Here is a 12590-nt window from a genome sequence, read left to right on the forward strand (position 1 = left end):
GGCATGCTTTATACTACATATTAGTACCTGGTTCTAAATGTTACTTATAACCATATAGCTATTACGACAGCGGCCATTCTCACGGCCGAATGCTTTTTTGCATGTGCCAGGAGGTGAGCCGCCATAGAGCGGATGTCCAAGAAAGAGCGTCAGCAACAACTGCTGCAGATCATCGAAGGCAATCCTTTTGTGACTGACCGGGAGCTGACCCGTCAGCTGAAAGTCAGCATTCAGACGATCCGGCTGGACCGGATGGAGCTGGGGATTCCCGAGCTGCGCGAGCGGATGAAGCAGATGGCAGAGCATTCTTATGATCAGGTGCGCTCATTGCCTGCAGACGAAGTGATCGGTGATATTGTAGACTTACAGCTGGACCGCAGCGGTATTTCCATATTTGAGATCCGTGAGGAGCATGTGTTCTCCAGAAACGGTATTGCCCGCGGCCACTATGTATTTGCCCAAGCCAACTCGCTGGCGGTTGCGGTTATCAATGACGAGATTGCCCTGACGGCTTCCGCCGATATCCGTTTTGTCCGAATGGTCCGTTTGGGTGAGAAATGTATTGCCAAAGCGCAGGTGCGTTCACTCGCAGGCCGGAACGGCAAAGCTGAAGTGGACGTATTTACCTATGTCGGAGAAGAACTGGTATTTCAGGGCCATTTCGTAGTATACCGGTCCGCAGTTGAAGAATACAGCGAAGGGGGAAACCGCAGTGCTGATCGCCATTGATGCGATGGGTGGGGACAACGCACCCGAATGCAATGTAGAAGGCGCATTGTCCGCAGCCGCGGAATGGAGTGACACGCAGATCGTTCTTGTCGGCGACGAAGCCAGGCTTGAACCGCTGCTAAAGAATAAACCGTCCAATGTGACTGTACGTCATGCAGGGGATGTGATCGGTTCCGATGAAGAGCCGGTGAAGGCGGTCCGCCGTAAAAAGGATTCATCCATGGTGGTTGCCGGACGCATGGTGCACGATGGTGAAGCGGATGCGATGATTTCCTCCGGGAACACCGGCGCCCTGATGACTACGGGGCTGCTGATCGTGGGGAGAATGCAGGGTATAGAGCGTCCTGCGCTGGCCCCGATGATTCCGACCCTGGATGATGTCGGTGTGCTGGCTCTGGATCTTGGAGCCAATATGGATGCGAAGCCGCAGCATCTGGTGCAATACGCACTGATGGGCAGTATCTACCGCAGGAAGGTGCACGGTATGTCTAAGCCGCGTGTCGGACTACTGAACGTAGGCACAGAGCCGGGCAAAGGCAACGAATTGACCAAGGAGGCCTATCCGCTGCTGGAAGCACTGGAGGGCATCCATTTTGTCGGCAACGTTGAAGCCCGTGATGTGCTGACAGGAAGCTGCGATGTGCTTGTCTGCGACGGCTTTGCCGGCAACATATTGCTGAAGACAATGGAAGGTACGGCAGGAGCGATGTTCTCACTGCTGAAGGAGCAATTCAGCAAGTCTCTCAAGACTAAGCTGGGTGCGGGTTTGCTGATGCCGGAGCTTAGAGGCCTCAAAGGCAAAATGGATTACAAGGAGCACGGTGGTGCGCCGCTTCTTGGTCTGAGCGGACTGGTAGTGAAGGGACACGGCTCATCTGACGGCAATGCGGTGAAGAATGCAGTCAGACAAGCGCGGATTGCATTGCAAGCGGAATTGGTATCCAGCATATCCAAGGAAATTAGCGGGAAGTGAGTGAAAACATGAAACAGTTGCGCCCGGTAGGGATTATCGGCACAGGAAAGTATGTGCCTGAGCGAATTTTAACGAACAGCGATCTTGAGAAGATCGTCGAAACCAATGATGAATGGATTGTCACCCGTACAGGGATTCGGGAACGGCACATTGCCGCTCCGCATGAAGCAACCTCGGATCTGGCTTACGAAGCCGCGCTCAAGGCGCTGGATTCAGCAGGCATGAAGGCTGAAGATTTGGATCTTATTATAGTAGCGACCGTTACCCCGGATAGCACCTTCCCTTCAACGGCCTGCATCCTGCAGGACAAGCTGGGAGCGAAAGGTGCAGCGGCATTCGACTTGTCGGCAGCCTGCTCCGGGTTCGTATACAGTCTGGCAACGGCAACAGGTTTTATCCAGAATGGCATGTATAACAATGCTCTGGTCATCGGTGCGGACACCTTGTCGCGGATTACGGATTATACGGACCGCAACACCTGCGTGTTGTTCGGTGATGGTGCCGGCGCCGTTATTATCGGCGAGGTTCCGGAAGGAAGAGGCTTCCAGTCCTTTGATCTTGGCGCGGAAGGCTCCGGCGGCAGTCTGCTGAAGATGGAAGCGGGCGGCTCGCGTCTGCCGGCTTCTCATCAGACCATTGAAGACAAGAAGCATTTCATTTATATGAACGGCCGTGAAGTTTTCAAATTCGCAGTGCGGGTTATGGGCACGGCTACAGAACGCGTTCTTACCAAAGCGGGACTCGGCAAAGAGAATATTGATCTGTTCGTTCCGCATCAGGCAAATATCCGTATCATTCAATCCGCGATGCAGCGCCTGGAGCTGCCGCCTGAGAAATGCGTAATCAATGTTGACAAATACGCGAATACATCTGCAGCATCCATCCCGTTAGCGCTGGTTGAAGCAGCAGAAGAAGGCCGGATGAAGGAAGGCGACACTGTGCTGATGGTCGGCTTTGGCGGCGGTCTCACATGGGGCGCTTCTGTACTGATCTGGTAATTCCTGAGACCTCACGAGAAGGAGTTCACATTTATGGGTAAAATCGCATTTATCTTTCCCGGTCAAGGTGCACAAGCAGTCGGTATGGGTAAAGATGTATATGATGCTCTTCCACACAGCCGTGCGGTGTTTGAGAAGGGCGATGAGGTGCTTGGGTTTCCGCTGAGCCGCCTTATTTTTGAAGGACCGGACAGCGAGCTGAAACAGACAGCCAATACACAGCCTGCACTTGTTACGACAAGCGTAGCTTATCTGGAGGCGCTTCGTGAACACGGAGTGAAGCCGGATTATGTTGCCGGCCACAGTCTGGGCGAATACAGCGCCCTGGTAGCCGCCGGAGTGCTGTCTTATGAGGATGCTGTCAGCCTGGTGCGCCTGCGCGGACGTTTCATGGAAGAGGCGGTTCCGGGCGGACAAGGCGCTATGGCGGCAGTGCTTGGTGCAGAGCGCGAGGCATTGGCTGGATTATGCCGCAGCATTTCGGAGGAAGGCAATCCTGTCGAGCTGGCTAACGTCAACTGCCCTGGACAGATTGTCGTTTCCGGTTCCCTTGCTGGCGTCAACGCCGTTGTTGAGCGCGTCAAGGAAATCGGCGGCAAACGGGCGATTCCGCTTGAAGTAAGCGGCCCTTTCCACTCCTCCTTAATGAAGGAGGCGGCGGAGCGGCTGGCTGCCCAACTGGGGAAAGTAACCTTTAATGCTCCTGCTGTGCCTGTGGTTGTCAATGTCACGGCAGCTCCGGTTACAGATCCGGAAGAAATCCGTGAGCTTCTGGTGCGTCAGGTGTTCTCGCCGGTGCTCTGGCAGGACAGCGTAGAACAACTGATTGCTGCGGGAGTGGATACTTTCGTGGAGATCGGCTCCGGCAGTGTGCTGGCAGGCTTAATCCGTAAAATTGACAAGAACGTCAAGGTTGTCAATATTAACAGTCTGGAAAGTGCACAGGCGGGCTTGTAAGCTCCGGTATAACCAAAGTGAGTGGAATGGATGAAGGGGGAATATAGCATGTTCTCAGCATTAAAAGGCCAGACGGCACTTGTCACAGGCGGATCACGCGGCATTGGCCGCAGTATTGCGCTGCTGCTTGCGGAATATGGCGTGAAGGTGGCCGTGAATTATTCCGGTAACGAAGCGGCGGCGCAGGAGACTGTGGCCCGCATCAACGAGCTTGGCTCGGAGGGCATTGCCCTCAAAGGCGATGTCGGCAACAGCCAGCAGGCGGAGGATTTGGTAAAAGAGGTCATTAACACCTGGGGCAAGATTGACATTCTTGTCAATAATGCCGGTATTACCCGCGACAATCTCATTATGCGGATGAAGGAAGAAGAATTTGACCAGGTCATCGAAACGAATCTCAAAGGCGTGTTCAACTGTCTGAAATCAGTTACCCGCCCGATGATGAAGCAGCGTTACGGCCGGATCATCAATATTTCTTCGGTTATTGGCGTGATCGGGAATGCCGGTCAGGTGAACTATTCTGCCGCCAAAGCAGGTATCATTGGGATGACTAAGTCGGCTGCACGCGAGCTGGCTTCCCGGGGGATTACGGTGAATTGCATCGCTCCCGGGTTTATCGACACCGAAATGACGCATGCGCTGTCCGATGAAGTCCGCAGCGAGTATGAGAAGGGGATTCCCCTTGCCAGACTTGGGCGGCCGGAGGACATTGCTATGGCGGTTGTATTCCTGGCCTCGGAAGGGGCAACCTACATGACAGGCCAGACACTTCACGTGGATGGCGGAATGTACATGTAAGGCCAAAAAAGCAGTAAAAATGTTACGGGGGAAGAGAAGCGGGGCGGCCGGAAAGCGTTTTTGGTGCTCTATGGTATTTTGACTTCATATCTCGTATAATACCAAAAGAGGAGGTGAACCGGATGTCCGATGTATTGGAGCGTGTAAAACGCATTGTCATCGACCGCTTAGGTGCCGATGAAGCTGAGGTAACATTAGAAGCGTCTTTCAAAGATGATTTAGGTGCTGATTCTCTTGATGTTGTAGAATTGGTTATGGAATTGGAAGATGAATTCGACATGGAAATCTCTGATGAAGATGCAGAGAAGATTACGACCGTGGGTGAAGTTGTGAAGTACATACAATCTCATACCTAGAGTCATATGATTGAGAGTCCCGTTCCTTTCAGGGCGGGACTTCTCCTCATTTTATAGCGCCAAGGCGATGCCGGAGGATGCGAGCTGCACCTTTACAGGGAAAATAACAGAACCGCTGATTGTACAATCATGCGGCGGCTGAAGTTTATATAGTTTCTACTTAAGAAGATACAGCCTACAGATGGGGTGATTGCGTTTGAGTCATAGAGTGGTTGTTACAGGTATGGGCGTGATGACGTCATTGGGTAAGGATTTGGATACGTTCTGGGATAATCTGATGAGCGGCAAATCCGGAGTATCAGCGATTGATTCCTTTGATGTCAGTGAGTACCCTACCCAAATTGCAGCTTCAATTAAAGATTTTGATCCCGAAGCGTTGTTCGGCCGCAAGGAAGCGCGCAAGATGGACCGGTTTGTCCAGTTTGCCCTGGCTGCCGGCCAAGAAGCGTTAAAGGACAGCGGACTTAAGATCGGTGAAGACATTGATGCGGACAGAATCGGTGTATCCGTCGGTTCCGGTATCGGTGGTCTGGGCACTTGGGAAGATAATCACAACCTTCTTCTGGAAAAAGGCCCGAAACGGGTCAGCCCGTTCTTTATTCCGATGATGATTGCGAACATGGGTTCAGGCCAGCTATCCATTAGTTTCGGAGCCAAAGGCCCGAATACGACAACAGTGACAGCCTGTGCAACAGGAAGCCATTCCATTGGGGAATCCTTCCGGCTGATCCAGCGCGGAGATGCGGATGCGATGATCTGCGGCGGTTCTGAAGCAACGATCCGTCCGACAGGGATGGCAGGCTTTTGTGCAATGAGAGCCATGTCTACACGCAACGATGCGCCTGAGAAGGCCAGCCGCCCGTTTGACGTTGACCGTGACGGTTTTGTCATGGGGGAGGGTGCCGGTATTCTGATTCTGGAATCACTGGAGCATGCCGAGAAGCGCGGGGCGAAGATTTATGCGGAGGTTATTGGCTATGGACTGAGCGCTGATGCCCATCACATGACTGAGCCTGATCCGGATGGTGCGGCACGCTGCATGAAGATGGCAATCCGCGATGCCGGCATTGCACCTGAAGAGGTCGATTACATTAATGCGCATGGTACTTCCACGCCTGTAGGAGACCGGTCGGAAACAACTGCCGTCAAGAAGGCTCTGGGAGATCATGCCTATAAGGTTGCAATCAGCTCCACCAAATCAATGACAGGCCATTTGCTTGGTGCTGCCGGAGGCGTGGAAGCGATTATTTGCGGACTGTCTCTGCAAAAGAACATGATTGCTCCAACCATCAATTTGGACAATCCCGACCCGGAATGCGATCTGGACTATGTTCCTAATGTTCCACGCCAAGCAGAGCTTAACATCGCCATGTCGAATTCATTCGGGTTCGGAGGACATAACGCGACTGTTATTCTCAAAAAATACAATCAGTAAGGGGACAGTGCAGTGAAAGGAGACCTGAAGCAGTTACAAAGCCAACTTCAAATCCAATTTCACGATGCTGCACTCCTGAAGCAGGCCTTTACCCACGCGTCTTATGTGAATGAACACCGTTTCAACCAGCACCAGGACAACGAACGTCTGGAGTTTCTTGGCGATGCGGTTCTGGAGCTTACGGTGTCAGAATATTTGTACAACTTGCTGCCGGACAGACCTGAAGGAGAGCTGACCAAGCTGCGGGCTGCAATTGTATGCGAGCCTTCACTGGTCAGATTTGCGGAGAGCCTGGGCTTTGGCCGCTATGTATTGCTGGGTAAAGGGGAAGAACTTACGGGCGGCAGAACCCGCCCGGCCTTGCTGGCCGATGTGTTTGAATCCTTCGTGGGAGCGCTTTATCTGGACCAGGGCCTTGAAACGGCCCGGAAGTTTCTGGATAATCATGTGTTCCCGCTGGTGGAAACGGACGGTAAGCTGCAAATGCAGATGAGCGATTTCAAGACGGAGCTTCAGGAGCTGATACAGCATCACGGTTTGGGTACGCTGGAATATCGGATTATTGAAGAACGCGGACCGGCACATGAACGGGAATTCGTCTCTGAAGTGTATATGTCGGGCCAGTCACTGGGTAAAGGAAGCGGCCGTTCCAAGAAGGAAGCGGAGCAGCAGGCTGCGGCGGCGGCACTTTTACATCTGAAGGAAGATGGCGCATGAGTGCTGATTTTGCAAGATAAGATGAAATCAGGCCCGCGTTAATGGGGCTGCATAGAGTAGCAGACGGAGGAGAGCAGCAAGTGGTCTGAATGCCGGCGCAGAGGCGGAGGTCAGACCTTTGCTGCTCTTTTTCGAATCAGTGCTGAGGTAGGAATTTTTGCATGAGATCAATGGTTTCTTCGGTTTCAAGGGCTATTTTAGGCTTTAAAACGCTATGGTATAATGGGGCAGAGGTGATAGGCGAGTTATGTTTTTGAAACGGATTGAATTAGCTGGCTTTAAATCATTTGCCGATAAAACGGAAATGGAATTTGTGCGCGGCATTACAGCCGTAGTAGGCCCGAATGGCAGCGGGAAGAGCAATATTTCCGATGGCATACGCTGGGTGCTGGGCGAACAAAGCGCCAAGTCGCTGCGCGGAGGCAAGATGGAGGATATTATTTTTGCGGGCAGCGATGCGCGTAAAGCGGTCAATTACGGTGAAGTGTCGCTGACGCTGGATAATGAGGATCACGCGCTGCCGCTGGATTTCAGCGAAGTGACTGTAACGCGCCGTGTGCACCGCAGTGGTGAAAGTGAATATTTAATCAACAAGCAGGCTTGCCGGCTGAAGGATATCACAGAGCTGTTCATGGATACCGGGATCGGACGCGAGGCTTATTCAATTATCGGACAAGGCCGGATCGAAGAAATACTCAGTACCCGTTCCGAGGATCGCCGCGGCATATTTGAAGAGGCCTCAGGTATCGTTAAATATAAATCACGTAAGAAAGACGCCGGCCGCAAGCTGGATGAAACAGAGCAGAATCTGCTCCGTATTCATGACCTCATCAGTGAGCTGGAAGATCAGATCGGACCGCTTAAGGATCAATCCGAGAAGGCTATCCGCTACAAGGAGCTGCGGGAGCAGCTTAAGCAACTGGAGATTTCCGTATATGTCCATCAGATCGAAGGGATACATACCGCCTGGAAGGAAGGCAATGACCGGCTGGAAGTGCTGCGCAGCGAACAGCTTCAGTTGTCTACCGTTGTCTCGGCCCATGATGCCAAGCTGGAAAGCGGGCGTTCCGAGCTTCGGACGCTGGAGGAAGAAGTAGAGAAGCTGCAGGAGCAGCTCCTGCGGTACAGTGAAGCCAACGAAAAAAGCGAAGGGTACGGCGAGCTGTTGAAGGAACGCAGACGCAACCTGGAGAACAACCGGGAGCAGCTTATGGCTACGCTCGGTTCTGTAGGCGAGCGTTCAGCCGACCGGCAGCGCGAGCTTGCGGAGCTGGAGCATAAGCTGAAGATGACCCGGCAGGCTCTGGAGGAGCTGCGGAAGCAGATCGCAGATGAGGAATCCCGGCTGGAGGGCGTCAGCGGCGGTATCAGCCAGAGCAAGGAAGAAAAGCTGAAGAGCGCTCTTCTGGAGCTGATGAACCTGATGGCGCAGGCCCGCAACGAAATTCGTTATGCGGACCAGCAGAAGGAGAGCCTGGAGCGGCGAATGAGCCGCAGCGAGGAAGAAAGCGGCAAATGGACTGCCCGCCTGCAGGAGTTGACTTCCGCCCATACAGGGCTTAAGGATAAGATTGCCGGACTGGGCAAAGAGATTGGCGCACTCCGTAATGCGTACATTACCGAGAGCGAGCAGACCAGTAAACGCCAGAAGCTGCTGGAGGAGACACAAGGCGGACTGCGCAAATGGGAGCAGAAGCGCGAAGCCCAGGTGTCCCGGCATGAGACGATGAAGGAAATGCAGGATGACTTCGATGGTTTCATGCTCGGAGTCAAAGAGGTGCTGAAGGGAGCGCGCAAAGGCCAACTGAGCGGTGTACACGGCGCTGTCGCGGAGCTTATCTCGGTTCCCGAGAAGCTGGAGATGGCCGTTGAGACCGCGCTGGGCGCTTCGCTGCAGCATGTGGTCATGGATAACGAAGCCGTGTCCCGGCAAGCGATTGCTTTTCTGAAGCAGCGCCAGCTTGGACGGGCTACCTTCTTGCCGCTGGATGTCATCCGGCCCCGGCAGATTAGCGGAAGCGACCTTAGTATGGTGGCAGGCGCGGACGGTTTTGTCGGGATCGGTTCTGAGCTGGTGGGATTTGCAGATAAGTATGCAAGCATCGTCGGAAGCCTGCTTGGCAATGTGGTAATTGCTGAAAGTCTGGAGCAGGCGAACCGGATCGCCGCTAAGTGCCAGTACCGCTATAGAGTGGTAACACTGGAAGGCGATGTAGTTAATGCAGGCGGCTCCATGACCGGGGGCAGCCAGCACAAGAAGAACAACAGCCTGTTAAGCCGCAAACGTCAGTTGGATCAGTTGTTCAGCGAGATCGAGGAGAGCGAGCGCCAAATCTCCAAGCTGAAGCAGGGGATCAGCCGTCTGAGGGAGGAGCAGGAGAATGCTGCCCGGAAGCTGGAAGAGCTGCGGCATGACGGGGATGAGAAACGCCTGGAGGAACAGCGTGTCTCCGGTGACTTGAAGCAGCTTGAGCAGGAGCTTCGCCACGTGCAGGAGCAGGTGGAAGGCGCCGGGGCGGAGCGCAGCAGCTTTGAGAGCGAGGTACGCACGCTGGAAGAAAGCCGCAAGCAGGCGGTCGCCGAGCTGGAGCGGCTGGAGAAGGAAGAGAAGACCGCGCATGAGGAGATCCGCAATGCCGAGACAGCCCGTAAGGCCAGCGAGTCGGCCAAGGAAGAGCTGCAGAGTAAGCTGACCGGCATGAAGGTGACAGAGGGCAAGCAGGATCAGGAGATTTTCTCTCTTGAAGAGCAGCTGCGGCGGATGAGGCAGGATGCCGGCTCGCAGGATAAAGAGCTGCGCCAGAGCCGCAGCCTCCTGATGACTATCGAACAGGATTTGGAAGAAAACGCCCGTGAAGCCGTGAAGCAGAAAGAAGACCTGAACAGCTACAAGCTGAAGAAAGAAGATACAGCCGCTAAGCTTGATTTGGCAAGAGCCGAACGTGCAGCCTTGACACGCAAGCTGGAAATTGCCGAAGGGGAGACCAAAGATCAGCGGCAAGCACTGAGAACAGTCGAAGACAAGCTCCGCTCAACGGAGGTTGCCGTAGGGCGGCTGGATGTCGAGCTGGATAATATTCTCCGCAAGCTGAGCGACGATTATGAGCTAAGCTATGAGCTGGCGAAGCAGCGTTATCCTGTACCTGAGGATGTGCCGGCGGCACAGGCGGAGGTGCAGCGGCTGAAACGAAGCATTTCGTCTCTAGGCGAGGTTAATCTGGGTGCGATTGAGGAATACCAGCGTGTACATGAACGGTATACCTTCCTCAGCGGACAGAAGGATGATCTGGTGGAGGCCAAAACCACCCTCTACCATGTAATTCGTGAGATGGAAGAGGAGATGTCCAAACGCTTCAAGCTGACCTTTGATGCGATCCGCCGCCAGTTTGGCACGGTTTTCACAAAGCTGTTCGGTGGCGGCCGGGCGGATCTGATGCTGCTTGACCCCGAGCATTTGCTTGATACGGGGATTGATATTGTCGCACAGCCTCCAGGTAAAAAGCTGCAAAACCTTCAGTTGTTGTCCGGCGGAGAACGGGCTCTGACTGCAATGGCACTGCTGTTCGCGATTCTGCAGGTTAAGCCAGTGCCGTTCTGCGTACTGGATGAGGTTGAAGCGGCGCTGGATGAAGCCAACGTTGTGCGTTTCGCCCAATACCTGCGGGAGTTCTCGGGGCAAACGCAGTTTATCGTTGTCACCCACCGCAAAGGCACGATGGAGGAAGCGGATGTGCTCTATGGCGTGACGATGGAAGAAGGCGGGGTATCCAAGCTAGTCTCTGTTAAGCTGGAGGATGAGGAAGCGGAGATTGCCTAGTAAGCAGTAATGCGCTGATGCCTTGGCTGATAAAACTTTTAGGAGGAACAATATGAGCTTTTTTAGAAAATTGAAAGAAAGCATCGCCGGCAAAACGGAAAGTGTTACGAAACAGTTCCGCGACGGTCTGGAGAAGACACGCAAAGGGTTCGTTGAGCGGGTATCGGATCTCATTATCCGCCGCAAAAAAATAGATGAAGAGTTCTACGAGGAATTAGAAGAGATCCTGATCGGGGCAGACGTTGGTGTGAACACGGTCATGGTACTGGTTGAAGAGCTGCGTGCCGAAGTGAAGCAGAAGCGGATTGAGGATGCCTCGGAGCTTCAGCCAATTCTCTCCCGTAAGCTAATGGAGCTGCTTCGTGGCGATGATGATAATAGCCTGAAGGAAAATCCGGATGGGATCACCGTTATTTTGTTCGTTGGCGTGAACGGAGTCGGCAAGACGACAACCATCGGCAAGCTGGCTCACCGCTATAAGCAAGAGGGTAAAAAGGTTCTGCTGGCCGCAGGCGACACCTTCCGTGCAGGAGCCATTGAACAGTTGGAAGTATGGGGCCAGCGGGCTGACGTGGACGTAATCAAGCAGCAAGCGGGTTCTGATCCGGCTGCAGTAATGTTCGATGCCGTTCAAGCTGCCAAGCAGCGCAACGTGGATGTGCTGATCTGTGACACCGCAGGCCGGCTGCAGAATAAGAGCAATCTGATGGAAGAGCTGAACAAGATTTTCCGGGTCATTCAGCGCGAAATTCCAAGTGCGCCGCATGAAGTGCTGATGGTGCTTGATGCGACTACAGGGCAGAATGCTCTGACGCAAGCCAAGCTTTTTGGAGAAAAAAGCGGTGTTACCGGTCTGGTGCTGACCAAGCTTGATGGTACAGCCAAGGGTGGAATTGTCGTCGCGATCCGTCAAGAGATGAACCTGCCGGTGAAACTGGTGGGTCTCGGGGAGAAAATGGAGGATTTGCAGCCGTTTGATTCCACTCAATTTGTCCACGCTCTATTCGCCGGCATGATTGCCGAAGAAACGCAGAACGAAGAGCAGGAGTAATAACAACTAACGTTTCTTAGAGAAGCTGTACTCTTATTGAGGAGTATAGCTTCTTTTTTTATAAGATTATGTAGAAATAACGGAGAGGATAAACCAATGAATTCTAGGGAAAGATACCCGCAAAATATTGGGGGTTCTTATAGTGAAGAAATTATTGATTTTAATATTGCTTATCTGCTGCCCAATGAGCGGTATAAATAATAATATTGCTGGAACAAATGAAAAACTGACATCAAAAAGTACTATTGACAAACCTGAAGAGTCGAAAGAATTGATGTTTCAGGATATGCTAATGCTATATCTTTTGCCGCACATAAAAAAGAAAATAGATGAGATATATCAAAAAAAATTGAATTATGCACCAGAGGTTTATCCTTATTTTGTGAATGTTGCAAATGTACAACGGGTAAATGGATTCAGAGGATTTCACTTCATCATGACTCTCGAAGTGGCTCCAGTAGTTGGTCCGCATATTTCCGTTGGCAAGGACAGTCTAACATTTGATATATCACCTACTAACCTAAATAATGTTAAGTTGATAGATTGGAAGCACTTAAAAGACCCGCAGAAGGCTGATTTTCCACCAAACTGGATGGATGTTCTAAAAAAATAGGCTGATCGTTTATGCTCAGGAAGCAGGCTTTAGGAGCACTGCTTCTGCAACACGCAAGCAAAACTGCAGGCGGCCAGTTGGGATATGAAAAGGTCATCTTAACTACGGATCATATTCAACAAAGTAGCAGTTAACAAACAGGGAAC

Annotated in this window: 11 protein-coding genes; all 11 read left to right on the plus strand. The window is 52.6% G+C overall.

The annotated features are described in order from the left end of the window. The first annotated feature begins 132 nt into the window (after positions 1-132). Positions 133-729, plus strand: a complete 597-nt coding sequence (gene fapR, locus AC0LWN_RS01020) for a transcription factor FapR (RefSeq protein ID WP_458965257.1) — start codon at positions 133-135, stop codon at positions 727-729. Then, a complete protein-coding gene (plsX, locus tag AC0LWN_RS01025; protein ID WP_474662798.1) occupies positions 713-1702 on the plus strand; it encodes a phosphate acyltransferase PlsX in 990 nt (329 codons plus the stop codon). The genes fapR and plsX overlap by 17 nt, the downstream gene beginning before the upstream one ends. An 8-nt stretch (positions 1703-1710) precedes the next feature. Continuing rightward, positions 1711-2700, plus strand: a complete 990-nt coding sequence (locus tag AC0LWN_RS01030) for a beta-ketoacyl-ACP synthase III (RefSeq protein ID WP_474662799.1) — start codon at positions 1711-1713, stop codon at positions 2698-2700. Between the two features lie 33 nt (positions 2701-2733). Then, positions 2734-3657 carry an ACP S-malonyltransferase gene (gene fabD, locus AC0LWN_RS01035; protein WP_474662800.1) on the plus strand — a complete coding sequence of 308 codons (924 nt, stop codon included), beginning with the start codon at positions 2734-2736 and terminating at the stop codon, positions 3655-3657. 48 nt (positions 3658-3705) lie between these two features. Further along, a complete protein-coding gene (fabG, locus tag AC0LWN_RS01040) occupies positions 3706-4455 on the plus strand; it encodes a 3-oxoacyl-[acyl-carrier-protein] reductase (protein WP_458965261.1) in 750 nt (249 codons plus the stop codon). A gap of 122 nt (positions 4456-4577) precedes the next feature. Beyond that, the gene (locus AC0LWN_RS01045; protein ID WP_019911228.1) at positions 4578-4811 is read left to right on the plus strand and encodes an acyl carrier protein; all 234 of its coding nucleotides are present in this window, start codon (positions 4578-4580) and stop codon (positions 4809-4811) included. Positions 4812-5007: 196 nt separating this feature from the next. Further along, positions 5008-6246, plus strand: a complete 1239-nt coding sequence (gene fabF / locus AC0LWN_RS01050) for a beta-ketoacyl-ACP synthase II (RefSeq protein WP_474662801.1) — start codon at positions 5008-5010, stop codon at positions 6244-6246. A gap of 12 nt (positions 6247-6258) precedes the next feature. Then, positions 6259-6963 (plus strand): ribonuclease III, encoded by a 705-nt coding sequence (gene rnc / locus AC0LWN_RS01055; RefSeq protein WP_474662802.1) that lies wholly within the window; start codon positions 6259-6261, stop codon positions 6961-6963. 247 nt (positions 6964-7210) lie between these two features. Further along, entirely contained in the window at positions 7211-10780 is a 3570-nt protein-coding gene (gene smc / locus AC0LWN_RS01060; RefSeq protein WP_474662803.1) for a chromosome segregation protein SMC, read from the plus strand. 52 nt (positions 10781-10832) lie between these two features. Beyond that, on the plus strand, positions 10833-11831 hold the full coding sequence (gene ftsY / locus AC0LWN_RS01065) for a signal recognition particle-docking protein FtsY (RefSeq protein WP_474662804.1): 999 nt from the start codon (positions 10833-10835) through the stop codon (positions 11829-11831). Positions 11832-11973: 142 nt separating this feature from the next. Beyond that, positions 11974-12444 (plus strand): DUF3888 domain-containing protein, encoded by a 471-nt coding sequence (locus AC0LWN_RS01070; protein ID WP_474662805.1) that lies wholly within the window; start codon positions 11974-11976, stop codon positions 12442-12444. Positions 12445-12590 lie beyond the last annotated feature (146 nt).

This window comes from Paenibacillus sp. sgz302115 (assembly GCF_056120445.1).